The following is a 22960-nucleotide window of genomic DNA, read 5'->3' as shown; positions in this document are numbered from 1 at the left end:
AAACAACCGTCCCATTTAGCCATTTAGCGAAAGGAGACGGTCATACTGAAAAATGGTTTACCAATAAAAGTTTTAAGTAATTGAAGCCTTTTATTTTCCATTTTTATTTAGCTAAAAATTCTAATGCTTTTTTTACAAAATCTTCGTGGTTTTGGAATATTGAACCGTGACCTGCATCCTTGTAAATAATTATTTCTGAATTTTTTATACGATTTTTTAATTCGTATGAATTACTAGCAGGAACCATTTTATCGTTTTCACCGTTTACAATTAAGACAGGCTGTATAATTACTGATAAGTCTTGCGGTGCTTGCAATCCCCAAGCCTTTATTGCATCGAGCTGATGTGTCAAGTGTTTCATTTTTAATTTCTCGCCTCTATTTTCTTTTCTTTCTTTTAGCCTTTTAAGATAGCTTTTTGCAGCTTTGTGTCCATTAGCATTCTTGTTGAAGAACAAATAGAATTTCGGATTTCTGAAGGTAAAATTACCTTTGATTACATCTTTGATAACTACGGGTGTCATTTTGCTAATACCAGCACCACTAGCGGGTCCGGTACCAGCAAGAATTACTTTGTGTACAAGTTGTGGCTCACGAAGTAAAATTTCCTGTGTGATGAAACCACCCAGTGAAAACCCGAAAAGGTCAACTTTTTGATAACCGAGTGCTTTTATAAAAGCTATCGCATCTGTAGCCATTTCTGCAACGTTTTTTGGAGTTACTCCTCCTGTAGAACCTATGCCTCGATTATCAAAGCAAATGATTGGATGTTCGGAGGCCAAGCCTTCCATAATTTTTGGGTCACAATCATCCATTGTAGCGGTTAAGTGATTTAGAAAAATTATGGGTAAGCCTGGTTTATCTTCACCAAGTTTGCGATAATAGAAATCTGTTCCTCCAATATTTATGGATTGTGTTTTTACATTTTTGAAGTTCATAATTGTAGTTTTTAGTGAATTATTATAATAATTTTAATTTTTTTAATTTTCAAAAAATTTTATTTTATCACTTTTTCGTAGAAAGCTATTATTGATTTAAACGCCTATACCTCTTCAATTGTTGGCGGAATCAGTTTATACATTACCGGGGTCACGATTCTCGAAAGGATGGTAGAGCTTACAAGTCCTCCGATCAGTACAATTGCCAAAGGCGCGATAAGCGGGTTGGAGTTCAGGGCAAGTGGAATCAATCCGCATATGGCTGTAATGGATGTCAGTACAACGGGAAGAAAACGCGTTTCCCCTGCAATGGCAATCGCTTCATCAATGGAATACCCTTCCTGGCGCAGCTGGTTGGTAAAATCAACGAGCAGCAGTGAGTTCTTCACCTGTATTCCGGAGAGACCGATAAATCCGATAATGGCCACAAGTGACATCGGGCTGCCATCGATCAGTAAAAATACCACCCCTCCTAAAATTCCCAAAGGAATAATAGACAGTACAATGATGATTCCTTTAAAGGTTTTAAATTGTAATAACAGAACAGCTATAAACAAGAAAGTACTTAGTATGATTACTGAAAGGAAATTACCTCCAAGTGAATCGCCTTCTGATTCTTTTTCTCCTGCCAATTTATAATAGTATCCCTTTGGCATTTTTAACTGGTCCAGTTTCGGAACAATTTCTGTAAGTAAATCATTAGCATAATAACCTTCCTGTGATACTGCAGTTACTTTTGAGAATCGTGATTTATTAAAATGATTGATCGCTGTTGGAGAGGTTTCAAAAGAAAGTGCTGCAACCTGGTTCAGAGCAATAGGTGTTCCCTGTATATTATTTACATACAGATTTTTTAAGGCATCCAGATTAGAAAATTTATCACGTGGCAGGGTCAGGGTCACATTTCTGGCATCGCCGCGATCGTCAATATAATCCCCAACGTTCAAACCTGCTACGGCAAGACGGATCACCTTATCGATATCGCTGGTCAGCACGCCCAGTGTTCTGGCTTTCTCTTTATTGATCTTTACTTTTACGTCAGTCTTATAGGTGTTCAATTCATTATTAACGTAAATCGTTCCCTTTTGTCCGCGCAGAATATTTTCTACCTGAAAAGACAGTTTGCGAAGCACATCCTGGTCTTCTCCAAACAATCGTACCACAATATTGGCTTCAAGCGGTGGACCTTGTTCAAAGTCTTTTATTTCTATTTTAGCGTAAGGCATTGTTTTGAATTTTTCTCTCAAAGTTTCAATTAATGCGGTTTTTTCCGAAGGTTTTGCCTCGTCAGACAGCTGAACAAAGACCTGCCCGAAGTCTGGTTTTCTGTCCTGCGGATGTACATTATAATAAATCTGCGGATTTCCCTTGCCGACATTTGCAGTGAAAAAGGCAATTTCTTTATGGTTTTTCAATTCCGCCTCTACCATTTTGGTTACCCTGTTGCTCTCTGAGATACTGGATTGAAGCGGTGTCTTTATATTGATCAGGAACATTGGCTTTTCAGAGGTAGGAAATAATTTAAACCCTGTAAGGGTAAACAATCCAAATGCTGTAAAACTTAAAGCTACTGATATTGCAATAGTTGTTTTTGGATATTTCAATGCTTTTGGCATTATATCTCTATACGATCTGGTAAGGAATTTTTGTAAATATTGCAGAAAGATATTTCCTTCGCCATGTTCGTGTGTTTTTAAAAATCTGCTTCCCAAAAACGGAACTAACGTTAATGCTACAACCATAGAGGCCAAGACACTTGTAATGACTGCCATTGGAAGGCTTCGGATAAATTCACCCGCAACATCGGGAAGGAAAGCCAAAGGTAAAAATGCGATGACTAGGGTAGCGGTACAGCCCACCACAGCAATACCAATCTGTTTAGTGCCTTTTAGTACGGCATCCATTTTAGAATGTCCCTCGCGCAGCCAGCGCTCAATATTTTCTACCACAACAATACTGTCGTCTACCAAAAGTCCCAAAGCAACCACCAGACCAACGATACTCAGCTGATTCAGGGAGTAACCCAGTGCATTCATAACAATTAGCCCTAACGCTAAGGACAGCGGTATGGAGATCATAACAATGATAGAAGCTCTTGAGCCTAATGGAAGCAATGTGATGATCACAAGGAAAATAGCAAGACCGAAGTCAAAACCCAAATGTCCCAAGCGTTCTGAAACCATTTGAGCCTGGTCAAAGTTTTTAACCAGTTTAATATTTGGGGGAAGTTCTTTGGAAAATTCCTCTACAATAGGCAGGTACTGGGCTTCAACATCTGCAATGTTGATATTGTCTTTCATTCCGGCGGTAACCAAAACACAGCGGTGCCCGTTGATACGCGTAATATGATCTACGGTTTCTGACTTGTAGCTTACTTCAGCCACATCTCTCATGTAAATTATTTTTCCGTTCGCATTGTAAATAACCGTATTGGCAACGTCCTGTTCATTTTTAAACTTACCACTTGTTTTTACATTGAATACCTTGGTATCAAGATCAATGCTTCCACCGGGAATATCGGCAGCTTCACTCTGCAGGCTCCCCATAACCGCATTTAAAGGAATCTTTAGCTGCGCCAATTTATCCAGCTGCAAATCAACCCGGATTTCCTGTTCAGGGATTCCGTCATATTCCACATCCTTAAGGTTGGTAATCTTTTCTAATTTTGTTTTTAGCTTATCGGCTTCATCACGCAGTTTCTTGTCCGAAACATTTTCAGAGACCAATGCCACTTGCAGGATTTTTACGTCCGATGAGGCAATTTTCTCGGTCTTGATCAGATAAATATCTTTGGGAAGTTCACTGCTTTTCAGCGCATTTATTTCTGTAGAGATTTCCTGATATTTATTGTCAACATCAACACCGTATTTAAATTTTACCTGAAATGCAGCAACTCCGTCTTCTACGGTGGTCAAAATTTTGTCAATATTTTCAAGGGCGTAAATCTTGCTCTCAATAGGCTTTACGACCTGCTCCTCCATATCTTTCGGGCTGGTGCCCGGATAAATTACCGTAATCAGATATTGGGGCGCATGGGTTGAAGGATCCTCGGAGCGCGGCATTGAAAACAGGGTTATATAACCTACTACGGCAACCAGAAGAAATATAATCAGTGTGAACTGATAATTTTTAACGGCAAAGTTTGTAATTTTCATACTGGTAGTTATTTAATTATTTTGATCGTTGATTGTTCGTTCAGATAGGCACTGTTTGAGATCACTATCTGATCTGTTTTTTGCAGTCCATCTTTTATATAAACCGTTTTGTTTTCAAACTTATAGATGGTTACTGGCTGTCTTTTTACTTTATTGTTTTTCAATAGAAATACAAAGGCTTTGTTACCATCAGCTTCGATGAGCGCATCATATGGGATTGTGATTACATCCTGTGCATTATCAGTATGAATTTCGGCTTTACCAAACATACCCACTGCCGGTTTACTGCTTTTCATATCCAGTTTCAGCTCCACCTGAAAAGAGCCCAGTGCCGCATCTGCTGATTGTGACTTTCGAAAAACTGAAGCATCAAATTGTTTGTCGGGATACCCATCAAGGGTAACAACTGCTTTCTGTCCAATTTTTACAGCTGCCCATTCTGTATCGGTAAGTCCAATTTTTAATAAGTAGTTATTGTTGTGGGAGGTTTCATTAATAGCCAGAATAGGAGAGCCTGGTCCCACGACTTCGCCTACATTGGCTATTTTTTGAGATACAAAACCATCGGCAGCTGCATATATTTTTGCATAACGGGCATTAAAAGCAACTGCATCTTTCTGCTTTTTGGCAATATCCAGGCCCGTTTTTGTATTTTGAAGCTGTTCTAAGGTGTACACGCTGTCTTTATATAAATTGTTGGCACGCGTGTAATCGCGTTCGTATTTTTTTACGTTTAAATCTGTCTGGTTTAAACCCGCACTAATTTCGGTTTCATCCAATGTTGCTAACAGCTGTCCTTTTTTGAAAAACTGTCCTTCTTCCACATAAATGTGATTTACGACACCTCCAATTTTAAAGGCATAATTGGCAGTGTTTTCTGTTGTTACCAGACCTGAAGCGCTTATATTATTGGTAAGTGCTAATGATTCAACTGTTGCTGTTTTAATGGATACCACTTCCGCAGTTTCAAATGTGCTGTGCTCTTTTTTTTCTTCTTTGCAGGCATAAAAAACAGGAAAGGCAAAAAGGCATATTGCTATAGATTTTTTCATAATTATTGTTTTTTGATTTAATTAAAAGTAAAAGTTGCATTGGCTCTTTCTAATTCTGCAAAAGCAATCCACGAATTATAAAGAGATATATTAGTATTGAGCTGGGCATTTACCCACTGGTTTTGTGCATCGAGAAGTTCTATATAAATGGCCTGGCCTTCTTTATATAATTTGGTTATATCCTCATTGTATTTTTTGGCCGACTCTTTTTGACTTTTATCTGCGTTGAATTGTTCCAATGCTGATTTTAGGTTGTTTTGGGTTACCTGAAACTGAAGGAGTAACTGCTGTTTTACATTGTCTGTCTGAGAACTTATTCTCTTACTGTCTTCTTCAACCTGCTTGAGCTTGTATTTGTTTTTGTTGCCTGAGAAAATAGTCCATTCTAAAGCAGCACCTGCAAAGTAATATCGGGATTGTTTGTTGACTTCGAAATCAAAGTCCTGAAAACCAAAATCGGCAAAACCACTCAGCTTTGGATACCAGTAGGATTGTGTTAGCTTGCCTACATTACCGTTTAAATCTTTGGCGAGAGTAAGTTTTGAAAGTTCCTCCCTGTTTGAGGTATTTTCCTGAACCAGTACATTAGGCAGGCTTTCTTTGTCTAAATCCACCTCAATGGCGCTGTCCAATTTTTGATTGATCAGGAAATTAAAATAAGATTTGGCATTGTTACTCGTGTGCTTTGCGGTTTCCAGGTTTGCTTCAATACGAATCACCTCGTTATCACTTCTAAGAACTGCTGTACGATTTATTTTATCATTTTTAAATAAAGACTGGTTTACCCTCTGGTTTTCCCTGACTAATTTTAAAGCATCCTGATAGATAGTAACTCCCTCCATTGACTGGAGATATTTGTAATAGGCTGTTTTTATTTCCTTGACCAGCTCTCTTTTGTATATTTCCAGCTCTATTTTTTGCAGCGAACTCTGCTGGCTCTTGATTCTTTTGTTGTAGATGATTTCGAAATTCAACAGTGGCATGGTTGTGTGAATTCTAGCATCATAGAAATTGTCCGGGTTTATCAAAACGGATTGGTTTTGCAGAGCAGGAAAAGCATTCGAATTTGTAATCTGATTTAAGGTACTGTATACTGGATTCAACATATCGCCAATAGGAATGTCTATTGTTCTTCCGCCATCTGCTTTTGTATAATTTGCATTTAAAGAAACAGTAGGGTAGAATAGGGAACGGGCTTCTTTCAGCGCGTAGATACTTTTGTTGATATCAAAATTGTGCTGTTTGATTACTTCATTGCTTTCTAATCCAATATGGATGTAATTGTCAAGTTTGCTTTGGGAATATCCTAAGATTCCAAAACAGATCATTGCTAGTGTTATTGCATTTTTCATTAGTTTGTACATTGTTTATTAGTTGAACATTGTTCATTTTTTTGGTCAAAAAAATATTAAAGCTTCTCTATTATTTTTAAATATTCGCTATAGCCGTCTAAAAGGATGGTATCAGGATTGGTAAACATAACACCTTTTGTTCTCTGGCGTATTTCAAGACTGCACATACCGTGCATCAGGCTCCAGATCAAAAATGCCAACGGTTCTAAATTGTGCCCCTTGAAATGCCCTGCATTCATACAATCTTCTACAGTAGTCTTTAAGGCTCCAAATGTGGTAGCACCTTCATTCCATTCTGCTTTTTCAGAAGCTTCGATAAATTCCATAGGCGCCTTGACATTAAACATCAGGTCATACATTTCCTGGTTTTCAATAGCGAACTTCATATATATGATTCCCATTTTTCGTAAACGCTCCATAGCATCCTCAACTAATAATAGCTCTCTGAAGTTTCCACCCAGTTCTTGAAATCCAATCGAATGCAGATCGTGCAGGATAGCATTTTTGTCCTTAAAATAGACATAAACAGTTCCAACGCTGTAATCAATTTCATCTGCGATATTTCGAATAGTAGTCTGTTCTATCCCTCTTTCTAAAAAGAGTTTTTTAGCTCCTTTTAGAATCAGTAATTTTAGTGCTTCTTTTTCGCGTGCTTTTCTTTCTGCCGTACTCATATCTGAAATATATTTTGCAAACATACGATTAAATTTTGAACAACGTTCAAAATTTTAAAATATTTCAATAAATATTTTGCAATTTTACATAAAAGGGCTGTTAACTTTGGAAGTACTCTACATTCTAAAATTAAATCGCAAACCATTACCTGTCATAGAGGATGATACAATAAATGGTTATTTCATTAAATTTGAATTTGATTAGTTTTTATTTTACCTAATACATTTCACAATTCTTACAGTAATTTAATTGGTATATAAATGTCAATAATATGAAGATTTTCGGGATGTGATTTAGGGGCATTTAAATGATTTAGAAAGAAATTTCTATTATCTGGCTGGTAACCATTTTCTTCAAACCATACTTCGTAAATGTAATTCCATGTTTTGAAGTATTTAGATATTGGTGCTTCTTTATAGAAAACAGCATATAATCCGCCACTTATTGTTGTGTTGCTAATTAATCCTTCTCCGACTATTCTTTCTAATATTACTCTTACGGGATGCTTTCAAAAAGAATATCAAAGCCGTTCTCTAGCATAATTCAACTTATTAGATTAGTAAATGTAGAATTATAACCTCATTTAAATAAGATGTAAACGTTCTTAACCCCTTTGATATAGGGGCTTAATATGAAATTTTGTGGCACATTTTCGAAATTTTCAAATGTGCCACGAATGCGCCACAAAGTTTTTGAGTGTTTTTATAAATATTGAAAAGCGGTATAAAAGAAAAAACCCTGCAAATCGTTGGATTTGCAGGGTTTACCGCTTTTTTTAGGCTTTTTGAAAACTTTTAAAATCTTGTTTTTCCTTTGTTTTCGGGCCTTCGCGGAGAAAGAGGGATTCGAACCCCCGGACCTGTTACAGTCAACAGTTTTCAAGACTGCCGCATTCGACCGCTCTGCCATTTCTCCAGTATGTTGCGATCATTTGCTGATTGCGAGTGCAAATATAAGACGCTTTTTCGGTTATCAAAACTTTTTTAAAGCTTTTTTACTGATTATTTTAAATTAATTTTTAAGTCATTCATAATCAGTATTTATTTTAAAAACAATTTTACGTTAAATAACGTGATTAGTCCAAAATAGGGACTGGTTTTTTGTTTTCATCGACTGCAACAAACGAAAAAGTTCCTGAAACTACCGTTTCACGAAGCTCTGAATACATTTGTTCCATGAAAATATCGACGTGAATTTTGCAGCTTGTTCTTCCTACACTAATCACTTTGGCTACTAATTCGATTAAAGTTCCCGCCGGAATTGCTTTTTTAAAATCAATTTGTCCGGTTGAAATCGTTACCACTTTCTTTCTGCTGAATCTTGTCGCGCAAATAAAAGCAACTTCATCCATCAAATGAAGTGCGGTTCCTCCAAATAAAGTATCATAATGATTTGTTGTACTTGGAAAAACTGCCTTAAATATATGAGTTTCTGATTTTACGATGCGTTCTTCTAATGTACCCATATTAGTAGTTTACGTAATCAGTAATTTCAAGTCCGTAGCCAATCATTCCCACACGTTTTGTTTGTTCAGTGTTAGATACCAATCTAATTTTAGAAATATCGATATCATGAAGGATTTGGGCACCAATTCCGTAGTCTTTACTGTCAATAATTACTTTTGGAGCTTTCATCGTACCTCCTGCCTGTAATGATTTAAGCTCAGAAATACGGCTTAACAGGTTTACTGCCTGCATATCCTGATTGATAAAAACGACAGCACCTTTTCCGTTTTCATTAATAACTTTAAACATACCGTCTAATTGTTGTTCAGCATTGTTGGTTAAAGTTCCTAATAAATCATTATTTACCTGAGAAGAGTGGATTCTGGTTAAGATTGGTTCTCCAAGATTCCATGTTCCTTTAGTTAAAGCAATATGAATTTGTTTATTGGTAGTTTGCTCGTAAGCTCTAAGTCTGAAAGTTCCGAAACGGGTTTCGATATCAAAATCTTCTTTTTTAACGATAAGGCTATCGTGCTGCATTCTGTAGGCAACAAGATCCTCAATTGAAACCAATTTTAAATTGAATTTCTTTGCCACTTTTACCAATTCAGGTAAACGGGACATTGTTCCATCTTCATTTAAAATCTCGCAGATTACGCCGGCAGATTTAAATCCAGCTAACCTTGCGAAGTCAATAGCGGCTTCTGTGTGCCCCGTTCTTCTTAAAACGCCACCTTGTTTTGCAATCAATGGAAAAATGTGTCCAGGGCGTGCTAAATCATGAGGTTTTGTATTGCCGTCAACTAAAGCTTGTACTGTTTTAGATCGGTCTGCTGCTGAAATTCCGGTCGTAACACCATGTCCTTTTAAATCTACAGAAACGGTAAAAGCGGTTTCCATATGATCTGTATTGTTGCTTACCATTGCACGTAAATCAAGTTCCTTACAGCGGCTTTCAGTAAGTGGTGTACAAATTAAACCGCGTCCGTGAGTAGCCATAAAGTTGATCATTTCCGGAGTTACTTTCTCAGCTGCAGCCAAAAAATCACCTTCGTTTTCACGATCTTCATCATCTACTACAATGATTACTTTACCTTGACGAATATCTTCTATAGCTTCTTCAATGGTGTTCAGTTGTATTTTTGTTGTTGACATAATTATTATTGCTTTTGAGCAGGAATAAACCGCTCAGAAATTTTTTGAAATAGTTGTAAAATCGGAGTTGTGATCGCATCAAAGTTTATTAATCCGTTGTCGTTTGTAGCGCGATAGGTTAATAAAACAGCTAATGGAAGTAATATAAATGAAGACATCCATGATCCCATAAACGGTGTCATTCCACCCTCCTGAGAAAGTCGTTTTCCAAAAGTATTGATGAAATGAAAAGTAATAAAGATTAATACCGCAAAAACAATAGGTAAGCCTAGTCCGCCTTTACGGATGATTGCGCCTAAGGGGGCACCAATAAAAAACATTAAAAAGCAGGCAAAAGCAATTACAAACTTCTCGTATAAAGCGCTGAGATGTTTGTTGATATCTCTTTGTTTGTCTTTTAGTTCCTTTTGAGTAGCATCTATAGAATAGGTATTGCTGGTAACGTTGCTACTGGCCATTTTTAGAATATCCAGTTTTTGCTTATTCGTGTAAAGTGATAAAAGATCGTTAGGCAACGATTTTTTCTTTTTCTCATTTTTTATAACAACAGGAGGTTGTTTTTTTATTCCAACGCGTTGATTTATATTTTCTGAAAATGATAGTATTTCATTGTCCAGGTTTTTATTTAAAGAGTCTAATGTATAACGCAATTCGTTTACATTCAGCATTCCGTTAGTACTGCTAATTTCCTGATTATCGTCAACTTTATTTAATTCAGATAAATCGATATTGATGATTTGCTTTTTAAAAGCGGCTTTGACAAACGGCATTTTAGCGCGGTCTTCGTATTTTTTTGGAGTAACATCCTGATAATAATATCCATCATTTAAAACAAGTTTTAAAATACTGGATTTTTCATTACTGATTAACTTCCCGTTTTTAGCTTTGATAACGGTTTTGTTTTCTCCAACGTTATTCGCTTTTTCGTGAATAGTAACTCCGGTTAGGATATTGCCGTTTTCTCCCGATTTCTTATTTACTTTAATATTGTAAGTTCCAACGTCGTTAAACTGACCTTCGGCAATAGCCATGGCAGGTTTTGCCTGAGCGATGTTTTTTCGGAAATTAACAAACTTATATTCGGCATACGGAATTACATTATTGGCGAACCAAAACGCCACAATACTCAAAACAAAGATGAAAACGATTAAAACCCGCATCGCTCTTTGCAATGATATTCCGGAAGATTTCATAGCTGCGAATTCATAATTCTCAGCCAGATTTCCGAAAGTCATAATAGATGCCAATAAAACCGATAGTGGTAAAACTAACGGAATAATTCTCGGCATTGAGAAAAGAAGGAATTTTACAACCAATATCAAATCAAGGTCTTTACCTGCAAGTTCTGAGATAAAGAGCCATACGGTTTGAAGTATGAATATAAAAAAAAGGATTACGAATACCGTAGTAAACGTAATCAGAAATGTTTTTAGTAAGTATTTGTCTAAAATTTTCAACCCGTAATTAATCTAATTTGTTGATGTAGTATTTTGGATATTTGCTCGCTACAAAGGTAAATTGATTTTTTGATAAAGGCTGATTGGTTTTAAAAGAATTAACGGTTAAAGTGGTTTTTGTTCCATTTTTTCCAGTTTCGATTAAATTATAGATGTGTTTTGTCTGCACGTCAATACCTAAAAGAATCTCTTTTCTTTGATCTTTAGTGTTTGTTGGTGCTAATTTTATGTATTGAATTTTTCTTCCTTTAACATTTTGAACAATGTCCATATTGTATTTGTAACCAGAATTGAAAAAAGTAAGCATTTTTGAAGGCGTGATTGCATTATCATCCTTTTCGTTTACTTTAGAAATGGTAACTTCTTCATCTTCAGGGTTGATTGTGTAGGTTTTTTGACCATCAAATATTTTAGTGACACCCATAAAATTCAATACATATTGATTGCCTTTCATGATAACATTTCCTTTACTGTCCTGATTGATGTTTTCTTTAGCGTTGTTCAAAGAGTATTTAAAATCAATAGAAATATTATCGTAGCTTTTAATTTTTGCTGTAACCTGGTTCAATAAATCTTTGGCTTTTTTATCCTGTGCCTGAATAGAAGTAAAGCTCAAAAGCAATAAAATTGCCATTTGAAAACACTTTTTAGTCATGTTAGTGATAGAATTGTTTTTGATTTCCTGAATTTTCGTTTTCATGATAGGATTAATTTTGTTCATTGTTAAAAAATTGATCAAGAGCACTTAAATCCGAAATATTCACGCTTCTTGCTTTACTGCCTTCAAAGGGACCAACAATTCCAGCTGCTTCCAGCTGATCGATCAAACGACCGGCTCTGTTGTAACCCAATTTTAGTTTTCTTTGCAATAATGAAGCGGAACCTTGTTGTGCATTGACAATAATCTCCGCAGCTTCTCTAAATAAAGTATCTCTTTCCGAAATATCCATATCAAGATTGATGCCAGTTTCTTCTCCAACAAACTCTGGAAGCAAATAAGCCGTGGCATACGCTTTTTGTGAACCAATAAAATCCGTAATTTTTTCAACCTCGGGAGTGTCAATAAAAGCACACTGAACACGAACGACATCATTTCCGTTTGTGTACAATAAATCTCCCCGACCAATTAATTGATCGGCTCCTTGTGTGTCTAAAATTGTTCGAGAGTCAATTTTTGACGTTACCCTAAAAGCAATTCTCGCAGGGAAATTCGCTTTAATCAAACCTGTAATAACGTTTACAGATGGTCTTTGTGTAGCGATAATTAAGTGAATACCAATAGCACGTGCCAACTGAGCTAAACGCGCAATCGGAATTTCGACTTCTTTACCGGCTGTCATAATTAAATCGGCAAACTCATCGACAACCAATATAATGTATGGTAAAAATCGGTGTCCTGCTTCAGGATTTAATTTTCTGGCTTTAAATTTATCATTATATTCCTTAATATTACGAACCATCGCATCCTTTAATAAAGAATAACGATTGTCCATTTCAACACAAAGTGAGTTTAATGTATTAACTACTTTGGCATTGTCTGTAATAATCGCATCTCCTGCGTCAGGAAGTTTGGCTAAATAATGTCTTTCTATTTTATTAAAAAGTGTAAGCTCCACTTTTTTCGGGTCGACCAAAACGAATTTTACTTCCGCTGGATGTTTTTTGTACAAAAGAGAAGTTAAAACTGCATTTAATCCAACAGATTTTCCTTGTCCGGTAGCACCCGCCATTAATAAGTGGGGCATTTTTGCTAAATCGACAACAAAAGTTTCGTTCGAAATTGTTTTACCCAAAGCAATTGGTAACTCCATTTCAGCTTCCTGAAATTTAGCTGATCCAATAACACTTTTCATCGAAACCATAGTTGGGTTCTTGTTCGGAACCTCGATACCAATTGTTCCTTTTCCTGGAATTGGCGCAATAATACGAATTCCTAAAGCAGATAAAGACAAAGCAATATCATCTTCTAAACTCTTAATTTTAGAAATTCTGATTCCGGCTTCCGGTACAATTTCGTATAAAGTTACCGATGGACCAACGGTTGCTTTGATCTGTGCGATTTCAATTTTGTAATTACGAAGTGTATCTACAATTTTGTTTTTGTTTTCTTCTAATTCTTCCTGATTAATCGTAATTCCGCCAGTCGAATATTCTTTTAATAAATCGATGGTTGGGAATTTATAATTCGATAAATCTAAAGTTGGATCGAATAATCCAAAATCAGCAACCAGGCGAGAGGCCAGATTTTCTTCGATAATATCTTCCTCTTCCGCTTTTTCAATAACAAATTCTTCGGTATGAACCGGAGCTGTTACAGTAACCGGATTAATATTCATTTGAACCGGTTTTAAAACCGGATTTAAATCAATTTCTGATGAATTTGAAATCGTTGGTTTTAAAGCTTCTTTGTTAATTTCGAATTGAGTGTCTTCTGTTTTTAAATGAATATTGTCTAATTCAGGATCTTCTGCTTCAATAGCAAATTCTTCTAAATTGTAAGCACTTTCAGGTTGTTGCGGCGTTTTTAGAGCATTCAATTCTGATTTCAATTCATTTTTAGTAGAATCAAAATAGGATTGAATTTTTTCCGGAGATAATTTTATTTTGAAAATTAAATAGACAATTAATCCAAAAAGCAGAGCTAATAAAGTTCCTGTTTTTCCGATATAATCCTGTGAGAATAAATTCAGTTCATATCCAATAGTTCCGCCTAATTCAGGAGCTGAAGTGGCGAAAAATCCAAATAGGATAGAAACAATAATAATGGCAAATAAGTCCCAGAACCAAATACTTTTTAGTCTTTTGGTAGACATTTCCAGCGCCAGAAATAATCCGGTTAAGAAAAATAAGCGTACTAATATAAAAGAAGCAAGACCAAAACCTCTGTATACAATCAGATCGGCAAGATAAGCTCCGAATTTTCCAAGCCAGTTTTGCACTTCTTCAGAACGGTCACCAAGATGGCTTACCGCACTCTGATCTGTTTGCCATTGCCCGTTAACATAAAATGAAATAAATGCAACTAATAATGCAATAGAAAAGAGTACCAAAAGACAGCCCAAAACAAATTTTTGTTGTTTGGTTATCGTCCAGGATCTTTTGTTCCCGGCTTTTGGTTCGTTTTTTTTATCTACAGTTTCTTTTTTGGTTGTTTTTGCCATTCTTGCGTTTAGTATTGCCTATATAAATTTTGGGACATAAATAATCAAACCTATCGCGATTGCTGTCAGTGCGGCAAAAAATACCGCTCCAGCTGCAATATCTTTGATAAAACCGATTCGTTTGCTGTAATCAGGATGAATAAAATCTGCAATTTTTTCAACTGCTGTATTCAATCCTTCAACGCTTAAAACTAAACCGATTGCCAGTGTTTGACAAAGCCATTCGGTTTGTGAAATGTGAAAGTAAAACCCGGCAATGGTCATTACAATTCCCAATGAGAATTGAACCATAATGCTGTGTTCTGTTTTTATAAGTTTTACGGCTCCGTTAAAAGCATATGTCATGCTTTTTAACCGACCTGTAACAAAAGTATTATCTTTTTGAAATTCCATTTAATGGGTATTATAGTGCTGCTAAAGCTGCTTCGTAATTTGGTTCGTTTGCAATTTCAGCAACTTGTTCTGTGTGTGTGATTTTTCCGTTAGCATCAACAACAATAATTGCTCTTGAATGTAAACCTGCTAAGGGTCCGTCAACGATTTCTAAACCGTTTGTTTTACCAAATTCTCCAGCCTGGAAATCTGATAGATTAATCACATTTTCTAAACCTTCTGCACCACAAAAACGTTTTTGAGCGAATGGCAAATCTCTTGAAATACAAAGCACAGTTGTGTTTTCTAAGTTGCTTGCACTTTCGTTGAATTTTCTAACAGAAGTTGCACAAGTTCCTGTATCGATACTTGGGAAAATATTTAAAACTAATTTTTTACCAGCGAAGTTGCTTAATGAAGCTACTGATAAATCGTTTTGTACTAATTTGAAATCAGCTAGTTGTGATCCAACTGTTGGTAATTCTCCTGAAGTATGAATAGGATTTCCTCCTAAAGTTATTGAAGCCATGTTTTTTGTTTAAATTAATGAGGTTCAAAAGTAAGGATTAATATTTGAATCTAAAAGTATTTGTTGTGGGTTGTAAGCACAATTAGGCGAGTTTTAAGACTAACGAAAAAATGTTGTGGTTTAGTATGGAATGGCACACAGATGACACGGATTTGAACGGGTTTGCGCTGGATTTATTCTCCTTTTTGTCATCCTGAGCGGAGTCGAAGGATCACACAAGCGGCTCGACAAAGAAGTTCAATAATGATTGTGGAGTTCTTGTGCGGAGTTTCTAGTGTGATCCCAGTTCCCCGGGATAATATACTTTGATTTTACTTTTTCTATATTCTTTATTCTTGCCTCTATTCTCTTTCTTCCGTTCGTACAAATTATTTTAGATTTTAGAGGGTAGATTTTAGATTTAGTTTGCGTGGGCTTCGACTTCGTTCAGCCTGACAAAGATTACGTGAAAACTGAGACTGAAAACTGAGACTGAAAGCGGTAAACAAAAAAAGCGTCTCTTATCCAGAAACGCTTTTTAGTCATGTTTTTATTTTTCTCAAGAAAAGGCGACGATTTTATTTATCGATAGAACCTAAAACACGTTTCATGAACGCATTCAAAGCTTCTTTTTTATCTGTGCCCTGAACCACCATTTTGTGTACTTCAAGCGCGCCATACATGTTTGAAATCAATTCGCCAATTACATCTAATTCTTCATCTTTTAGAGACGGAATTTCAGTCATCGCTTCCAGAACTTCAATCGTTTCAATGATATAATCCTGATCGTTTTCTTCGATAAATTGGGTAAGTTGCTTTATTACGGGTAATTTCATATTTAGACTTCTTAGATTTTTAGACTACTTAGACTTGTTTAGATTTTTGGACTTCACTAGATTTTGAAACAAAGATTCAGGGAATCTAAATAGTCTAAAAATCTAAGTAAGTCTAACAGTCTAATTTAAGCAATTGCGTTTACCAGGTCGATTAAAACTTCTTGTTTGTTGGTTTGTGTTTCTCCAACCAATTGTCCGTTTACGAAAGTGGCGAAAGTAGGCAGGTTGCTTACGTTGGCTAATTTTCTTGATTCCGGAGCATTTTCAGCATCAACCAAAACAAAAGTGATAGCTTCATTTTCTGTTGCTAATTTTTTGAATTTTGGTTTCATAATACGGCAATTTCCACACCATGAAGCTGAATATTGTACTACTACTTTTTCGTTTTTAGCAACTAAATCTGCTAACGTATCTTCGTTTAAGTCGATTAACATACCTTTTGTTTTTAAATTCCAATATTTTAAATTCCAAATTCCAAAATCTTACGATGGAACTTAGAAAAACAGCTATTGAAATGTTATTGATTTGTAATGAAATTCCAATGTTTTAAAACTCCAAATCCCAAAAACTTAGGATTGAGATTATAGAAATAATATTGAAATTGTATTGATTTTTTGAAATGAAATTTCCAATTTAGAAATTCCAAATCCCAAAATTGGAATTTGGAATTTTAAAATATTGGAATTTTATTTTTTCTTAGTTAGCACTAAGGTACTCAGCTGTACTCAATCTGTCTGCAGACATTGCTTCTTTTCCAGCTTCCCAGTTTGCAGGACAAACTTCACCTTTAGTTTGAATGTGAGTGTAAGCGTCAACCATACGTAAGTATTCGTTTACGTTACGTCCTAATGGCATATCGTTAACACTTTCGTGGAAGATTTTTCCAGTTTCGTCAATTAAGTAAGTTGCTCTGTAAGTTACGTTTGAACCTTCGATGATAACTGAATCAGTTTCTTCGCTATATTCTGTAGATTCGATGTCTAAAATACCTAAAATGTTAGCAAGGTTACGGTTTGTATCCGCTAAAATTGGGTAAGTTACACCTTCGATTCCACCATTATTTTTTGGAGTGTTTAACCACGCAAAGTGTACTTCGTTTGTGTCGCATGAAGCTCCGATTACGATAGTATTTCTTTTTTCAAATTCTGGTAATGCAGCTTGAAAGGCGTGTAATTCAGTTGGGCAAACAAAAGTGAAATCTTTTGGGTACCAAAACAATAATACTTTTTTGTTGTTGTTTACTGCTTCTTCAAAAATGTTGATTTTCAAGTTATCACCCATTTCTGAGATAGCGTCTACTGCAATACTTGGGAATTTTTTTCCTACTAAAGACATATTTTTCGTTTTAAAGTTAAAATTTATTTGTGGTGCAAAAGTAGGGTATAAGTAGAGTTACTTACAATAAGATGTAATTATAAATATTTATTAAGTGATAGTATTTAGTTATGATTCAGGGTAGGTATTTTGTAAGTTATTGAAGGTCAATATTTACGGGTAGATTCCCTTTGCAAACTTTATTTTCAAGAAACTGAATTCCTGCATTTTTTTGAAATTCTTCAAAATCCTGATACACCTGAATTAATCCTGAAGCCTTTGAAAGATTCGGAATAATAGGTAAAACGTACGGATTTCCGAAAACATAAACAATACATTTTTTGGTTTGAAGCAAGTCAGAAAGCAATTCTAAAACTTCGTCATTAATTTCGAAATTGTTCATTGGTTTTGCCTTTGGAACAAATAAGGAAATAAGAATGATCTCGAAATTTTCAAGCTCTTTTTTGATTTTGGAAATAGCAGAAACTTCTAAGTTCTCAAAAGCAAATTCTGGCGACTTTAGTTTTGAATTTATAGTTTGAAAGAAAGTATTTTCGACATTTTTGTATAAACTCAATTTGGCTAACTGATTGTTTTTCTGTGCTTCAAAAGCCAATGCTGAAATTGAATTACCAATGATTTTTGTGATGGAATCCTGAGCGATTTCAAAGTTTAATTCGGATGCTTTTTTGAAGTTTAATTCGCCTGAAGTAAATTGGTTTTCAGATAGGATTCCAACTTTTTCTTTGGCTTTCATGATTCTGTTGAAGCTTTCTTCGATTCTTTCCGGAGAAGCATTTTTAAGAATGGCCTCAATTCCTTCGGGAACATTTTCAGCAAAACATAAAATATCGTTTCCGGCGTTGAATGCTTCCCATTCTAAATCGCCTTTTGTTTCGTATAGTTTGGAAACGCTGTGCATGTTTAAAGCATCAGAAATTACTAAACCATCATAACCTAATTTTTCCCGTAAAAGCGTTTGAATAACTGCTTTTGATAAAGTGGCCGAAGTGTCTTTTCCGTCATTTAAACTTGGAACCGCCAAATGTCCGATCATAATGGAGTCAACATTGTTTTCGATTCCCTTGATGAACGGATATAATTCGTTTTCTAATAATTCTTCTAAAGTTTCTTTTAAAACCGGCAATCCTAAATGCGAATCGACATTGGTATTTCCGTGTCCGGGAAAGTGTTTCAGACAGCCTAAAACACCAACTTCCGACATTCCGTTTAAATATTCTACAGCAAAATTGGCAACCTTTTCTTTGTTTTCACCAAAAGAACGATAGCCAATAACGGGATTATTTGGGTTATTGTTAATATCTGCCAAAGGCGATAAATTATAATGAATTCCGGCTGCTTTTAAGTCTAAACCAATTTGTTTTCCAACCTCGTAAACCAAATCTGATTTGCTTTCCGGTAAAGCGCCAAGGGTAATCGCATAAGGATATTGCGGTGTTTTTTCGATGCGCATGGCTAGACCCCATTCGGCATCAATACTGATTAAAAGTGGCGTCGAAGCGGCTTTTTGATAACGAACAATTAAGGCTTTGATTTTTTGATAACTGTCATCATTAAAGACAACTTTTTTCTTGCTTTCATAATTGGTTGCCGCGCTCGCACGGCTGTGAAAAAAAGTCAGTCCGCCAATGTTGTGTTCTTTGATTAAACGTTCGGTTTCCTGAATATTTTCTTCGGTATCGTTGATGAAAACAGCGGGAAAAAAGAATTGTCCCACTTTTTGTCTTAATGCTTCAGCTGTCATTTTCATTATTATAAAATCTTTTTCATGCAAACACTATTATCCATTGTTTCGTAAGGCGGATAATTTTGAATGATAGTGTAATCTTGTTTTTGGTATAAATTAATCGCTTCCGGCTGGTTTTTTCCGGTTTCGAGAATCGTGTAAGCATAACCTGTTTCTTTTGCCCAAATTTCCAATGCTGCAAGAACGGCAGATGCAATTCCTTTTTTTCGAAAATCCGAATGAACGAACATGCGTTTGATTTCTACTACATCTGATTCTTTTTCTCTAAAAGCGCCACAACCAACTGCGGTATCATTTTCATAAAAAACGATAACGTGTTTTATTTTATCGGTTTTATTAAACTGATTGTAAAAAGCGTGATCTTCTCCGTCTCTGATCGCTAAATCCTGGTCTAATAAAACAATCAGATTTTTAAAATCAGTATCATCAGAGTTTGTTCTTTTTAGCGTAATCATGATGCGTAAAAGTTTATGCTTATTTCAACTTGCTTTTCTTTTGTTTGGCAAGCAATGTTTTAGTGTGTAATGCTTTTTCTAATCGGTTTTTAAAACGGAAAAGTTTCGGCAAACCTTCCAGTCGGTCTTCGAGTGTGATTTCTTCAAAAACAATAATTGCTTTTTCGAGAACCCGAATTTCGTTGTCAATATCATTTTGGTTTTTGTAGATCGTAGCTAATCGATCATAAGGATGATTTCCTTTAAAGCTTTCCGCGACATTTTCTTCATATACTTCAATTGCTTTTTCAAAATCTCCTGTTTTCTCGAACTCAGCTCCTTTTAGGTTGCGTTCGGCTTGCAGATTTTCGTTGAATTCCATATTTAAGATGTTTGATTTGGGGTTAAACTTCTTCAGATTTTTTCCCAAAATCTTTCGGGAAAATTAAAAAACGGGACAGAATCAATCCCGGAATTGTCGCTAGAAAAACCCAGATAAAAAAGTTCTGATAGCCTAAAAATTGTTGTATGTAACCGCTTAACATTCCCGGTAACATCATTCCTAAAGCCATAAATCCGGTTGCCAATGCGTAATGTGCTGTTTTTGATTCTCCTTCGGCAACATGTATTAAAAACATCATAAAGCCAGTAAATCCAAAACCGTATCCAAACTGTTCCAATATAACCGTTATGCAGGTATAGAGATTAAGTGGAGAATTTATTTCGAAAAAATAAAAGTTTAAATGCAGGTGGAAAATTTCTTGCGGCTGAAAATGAGCTAATCCAATAAAACCAATAATTGGTAAATGCATTGCCAAAAACATTGGAAACATCCATTTGGTAAGTCCTTGTTTAGAGATCGCAATACCTCCTAAAATTCCTCCAATTGTTAAAGCGAAAATACCTAAAGTTCCGTAGATAATTCCAACAGCTTCAGTGTCTAATCCCATTCCGCCTATTTCTTTTTTGTCTAATAAAAAAGGGCTCAGCATTTTAAGCAATTGCGATTCTCCTAATCTGAAAACCAGAATAAAAGCCAATACCAAACCGATTTGTTTTTTCTTAAAGAAACTTATAAAGATAGTAGCGAAATTTTGGTGGTGCTCTTTATTGTTTTTTACTGAAAGTATTTCATTTTTTGGAGTAAAAAAGAAATTATAAACGGTAATAAAAGTCATTAATAAACCAACAGCAATCATCGTGTACGACCAGGCTTTGGTATTGTCACCATATTTGTGTTCTAAATATCCGGCAAACAAAACAATTAATCCGTTTCCGGCTAAAAGCGAAAGTCGGTAAAAAGTACTTCTGATTCCGAGGAAAAAAGATTGTTGTTCTTTTGGTAAAACCAACAAATAAAAACCATCACTGGCAATATCATTAGAAGCCGAAGCAAAGGCCGCAACCCAAAAGATAGCTAAAGTCATGATGAAAAAACCGCTTGTCGGAATTGTGAAACCGACTAACAGAAACGCAATCGAAATAAGCAATTGCATCGATAAAAACCATTTTCTTTTGGTTCCGTTCAACTCAATAAACGGGCTCCAAAGTGGTTTGATAACCCAGGGCAGATATAATAAACTGGTGTAAACTCCAATGTCTTCATTAGAGATTCCGAGATTTTTGTACATGATCACCGAAACGGAAATGATGACGGCGTAAGGCAGTCCTGACGCAAAATTTAGAAGCGGAATCCAATACCAGGGTTTATTATCTGTTTTCATTTGGTTGGTTAGGGTAAACGTTTTTAAATGTCGTTTTTAAGTCAATAATAGTAGGCGTACTTTCGTTTGCAAAATAATCAATAAATGTTACAGCGCAAGCTTTATACTGATTCATTTTTGCGGCTGGAACAGAAATTAAAATATCCCCAGTGTTTTCGCGTACTGTCACTTTATCAACGATTTGAGTGGCGTCATTAATGTTGATTTTCGAAATATGTTCAGCACCGTAAACAACCATATAACGCACTTTGGTGTTCAGCGGATCTTTAATATTGAACATATATTTCGTGCTGTCTTTCCCAAATTCATTAACAACCGGAGTGTCAATAATAACATGTTTTAAATTCGGAACAGGAGCCGGAAGCGCCGGATATTTATATTGATTTTCTTCTAAAAGGCGTACAATATCAAAGTTTTTATCTGTAAACCATTTGGCACTGAAATAGGCACTTCCGCCCACTTTTTTGAAGCTTCTTGCATAATCGATCTGGGTTGGAATTTCACTCACAAAGTTCCAGCTTTTATCAGCATCACCTCTGATTTTGTAGGAGGCATGACCAATATAAAGGGCAGTATTATTAGAATTTTCAGACCACCATTTTACCAATTTAGAATAAGAAGCTCTTGGATTATACATACTCCAATACAATTGAGGCATAATATAATCGATCCATTTTTGATCCATCCATAAAACAGGATCTGCGTATAAATCGTCGTAATTGGATGTGGATTGTGTTTCAGAACCTTTTGGATCCTGTGATTTATTTCTCCAAACCCCAAACGGACTGATTCCAAATTGCACCCACGGTTTGCTTGCTTTTATAGTCGAAGAAATCGTGTGTACAAAGTTGCTCACATTCGCGCGACGCCAATCAGCAAGGCTTAAACCTGATCCGTATTTTCGGTATGATGCGTTGTCGTTAAATGTTTTTCCGGGAACGGTATAAGGATAGAAATAATCATCAAAGTGAATGGCGTCGATATCGTACTTGTCAACGACTTCTTTTACGACTTTCGTCAAATGTGCCTGAACTTCAGGCAACGCAGGATCGTAATATATTTTTCCGGCGTATTCGATCATCCATTCCGGATGTTTGAATACGTCGTGAGTCGGACTCAATTGTTGTTTGTTTAAATCGAAAGTCGCACGGTACGGATTCAGCCAGGCGTGAAATTCAAAACCTCTTTTATGCGCTTCTTCGATCATCCAGGCCAATGCATCGTAATACGGGTTTGGAGCCTGACCTTCTTTACCCGTTAAAAAACGCGACCAGGGTGCCAGTTCTGAAGGATAAAAAGCATCGCCTACACTTCGAACCTGAACAATTACCGCATTATAATTTAGTTTTTTATACGCTTCTAAAGTTTCAATATAATCTGCTTTTTCTTTGGCAACACCGTCAGTCGCTGTTTTGGGCCAGTCGATATTTACGACGGTGGCGATCCATACACCTCTAAATTCGTTTTTAGGATGCATTAGTTTTTCCTGCGAGTTGGATGTCCATCCTAAGAAAAGTAAGAATATGATAGAGAATAGTAGTGGCTGATTTTTATGCATTGCAATCTTTTTTAACAGAAACCAAAAATAGTTTTTTTAGCTGATTATCGTAAATAA

The 22960-nt window shown here is 35.8% G+C and carries 21 protein-coding genes and 1 tRNA gene; all 22 read right to left on the bottom strand.

What is annotated here, in order from left to right; genetic code table 11:
• Window positions 1–103 precede the first annotated feature (103 nt).
• Entirely contained in the window at window positions 104–937 is an 834-nt protein-coding gene (locus IHE43_RS20250) for an alpha/beta fold hydrolase (protein ID WP_192185587.1), read from the bottom strand.
• Between the two features lie 104 nt (window positions 938–1041).
• Window positions 1042–4092 carry an efflux RND transporter permease subunit gene (locus IHE43_RS20245; protein ID WP_192185586.1) on the bottom strand — a complete coding sequence of 1017 codons (3051 nt, stop codon included), beginning with the start codon at window positions 4090–4092 and terminating at the stop codon, window positions 1042–1044.
• 8 nt (window positions 4093–4100) lie between these two features.
• Window positions 4101–5144: an efflux RND transporter periplasmic adaptor subunit gene (locus tag IHE43_RS20240; RefSeq protein WP_192185585.1), complete on the bottom strand. Its 1044-nt coding sequence runs from the start codon at window positions 5142–5144 to the stop codon at window positions 4101–4103.
• 17 nt (window positions 5145–5161) lie between these two features.
• A complete protein-coding gene (locus IHE43_RS20235) occupies window positions 5162–6496 on the bottom strand; it encodes a TolC family protein (RefSeq protein ID WP_192185584.1) in 1335 nt (444 codons plus the stop codon).
• 56 nt (window positions 6497–6552) lie between these two features.
• Window positions 6553–7194 (bottom strand): TetR/AcrR family transcriptional regulator, encoded by a 642-nt coding sequence (locus tag IHE43_RS20230; protein ID WP_225585221.1) that lies wholly within the window; start codon window positions 7192–7194, stop codon window positions 6553–6555.
• Between the two features lie 212 nt (window positions 7195–7406).
• A complete protein-coding gene (locus IHE43_RS24090; RefSeq protein WP_370526751.1) occupies window positions 7407–7649 on the bottom strand; it encodes a GyrI-like domain-containing protein in 243 nt (80 codons plus the stop codon).
• A 352-nt stretch (window positions 7650–8001) separates the two neighbouring features.
• Window positions 8002–8086: transfer RNA gene (locus tag IHE43_RS20220), tRNA-Ser, on the bottom strand.
• Between the two features lie 160 nt (window positions 8087–8246).
• Window positions 8247–8636: an acyl-CoA thioesterase gene (locus tag IHE43_RS20215; protein WP_192185583.1), complete on the bottom strand. Its 390-nt coding sequence runs from the start codon at window positions 8634–8636 to the stop codon at window positions 8247–8249.
• A 1-nt stretch (window position 8637) separates the two neighbouring features.
• Entirely contained in the window at window positions 8638–9771 is a 1134-nt protein-coding gene (gene ribB, locus IHE43_RS20210) for a 3,4-dihydroxy-2-butanone-4-phosphate synthase (protein ID WP_192185582.1), read from the bottom strand.
• Window positions 9772–9776: 5 nt separating this feature from the next.
• Complete coding sequence (locus IHE43_RS20205) at window positions 9777–11228, bottom strand: LptF/LptG family permease (RefSeq protein WP_192185581.1); 1452 nt, start codon at window positions 11226–11228, stop codon at window positions 9777–9779.
• Window positions 11229–11235: 7 nt separating this feature from the next.
• The gene (locus IHE43_RS20200; protein ID WP_225585219.1) at window positions 11236–11928 is read right to left on the bottom strand and encodes an outer membrane lipoprotein carrier protein LolA; all 693 of its coding nucleotides are present in this window, start codon (window positions 11926–11928) and stop codon (window positions 11236–11238) included.
• Between the two features lie 7 nt (window positions 11929–11935).
• Window positions 11936–14389 carry a DNA translocase FtsK gene (locus IHE43_RS20195; RefSeq protein WP_192185580.1) on the bottom strand — a complete coding sequence of 818 codons (2454 nt, stop codon included), beginning with the start codon at window positions 14387–14389 and terminating at the stop codon, window positions 11936–11938.
• Between the two features lie 18 nt (window positions 14390–14407).
• Window positions 14408–14782 carry a diacylglycerol kinase gene (locus IHE43_RS20190; protein ID WP_192185579.1) on the bottom strand — a complete coding sequence of 125 codons (375 nt, stop codon included), beginning with the start codon at window positions 14780–14782 and terminating at the stop codon, window positions 14408–14410.
• A gap of 10 nt (window positions 14783–14792) precedes the next feature.
• Entirely contained in the window at window positions 14793–15290 is a 498-nt protein-coding gene (tpx, locus tag IHE43_RS20185; RefSeq protein ID WP_192185578.1) for a thiol peroxidase, read from the bottom strand.
• Window positions 15291–15847: 557 nt separating this feature from the next.
• Window positions 15848–16105: a hypothetical protein gene (locus IHE43_RS20180; protein ID WP_017495510.1), complete on the bottom strand. Its 258-nt coding sequence runs from the start codon at window positions 16103–16105 to the stop codon at window positions 15848–15850.
• A gap of 125 nt (window positions 16106–16230) precedes the next feature.
• Window positions 16231–16539 (bottom strand): co-chaperone YbbN, encoded by a 309-nt coding sequence (locus tag IHE43_RS20175; protein ID WP_031453681.1) that lies wholly within the window; start codon window positions 16537–16539, stop codon window positions 16231–16233.
• Between the two features lie 262 nt (window positions 16540–16801).
• A complete protein-coding gene (locus IHE43_RS20170) occupies window positions 16802–17440 on the bottom strand; it encodes a peroxiredoxin (protein ID WP_192185577.1) in 639 nt (212 codons plus the stop codon).
• A 136-nt stretch (window positions 17441–17576) separates the two neighbouring features.
• Window positions 17577–19190, bottom strand: coding sequence for a glycoside hydrolase family 3 protein (locus IHE43_RS20165; RefSeq protein WP_192185576.1), 1614 nt, complete (start codon window positions 19188–19190; stop codon window positions 17577–17579).
• Window positions 19191–19192: 2 nt separating this feature from the next.
• Window positions 19193–19642: a GNAT family N-acetyltransferase gene (locus IHE43_RS20160; RefSeq protein ID WP_192185575.1), complete on the bottom strand. Its 450-nt coding sequence runs from the start codon at window positions 19640–19642 to the stop codon at window positions 19193–19195.
• A 19-nt stretch (window positions 19643–19661) separates the two neighbouring features.
• Window positions 19662–20003: a hypothetical protein gene (locus IHE43_RS20155; protein WP_192185574.1), complete on the bottom strand. Its 342-nt coding sequence runs from the start codon at window positions 20001–20003 to the stop codon at window positions 19662–19664.
• A 22-nt stretch (window positions 20004–20025) separates the two neighbouring features.
• Window positions 20026–21345 carry an MFS transporter gene (locus tag IHE43_RS20150; protein ID WP_192185573.1) on the bottom strand — a complete coding sequence of 440 codons (1320 nt, stop codon included), beginning with the start codon at window positions 21343–21345 and terminating at the stop codon, window positions 20026–20028.
• Window positions 21332–22903 carry a glycoside hydrolase family 10 protein gene (locus tag IHE43_RS20145; protein WP_192185572.1) on the bottom strand — a complete coding sequence of 524 codons (1572 nt, stop codon included), beginning with the start codon at window positions 22901–22903 and terminating at the stop codon, window positions 21332–21334. The genes IHE43_RS20150 and IHE43_RS20145 overlap by 14 nt, the downstream gene beginning before the upstream one ends.
• Between the last annotated feature and the right edge of the window lie 57 nt (window positions 22904–22960).

It is taken from the genome of Flavobacterium sp. MDT1-60 (assembly GCF_014844035.1).
Taxonomy (GTDB): domain Bacteria; phylum Bacteroidota; class Bacteroidia; order Flavobacteriales; family Flavobacteriaceae; genus Flavobacterium.
This window is presented reverse-complemented; position numbering and strand designations above follow the sequence as displayed.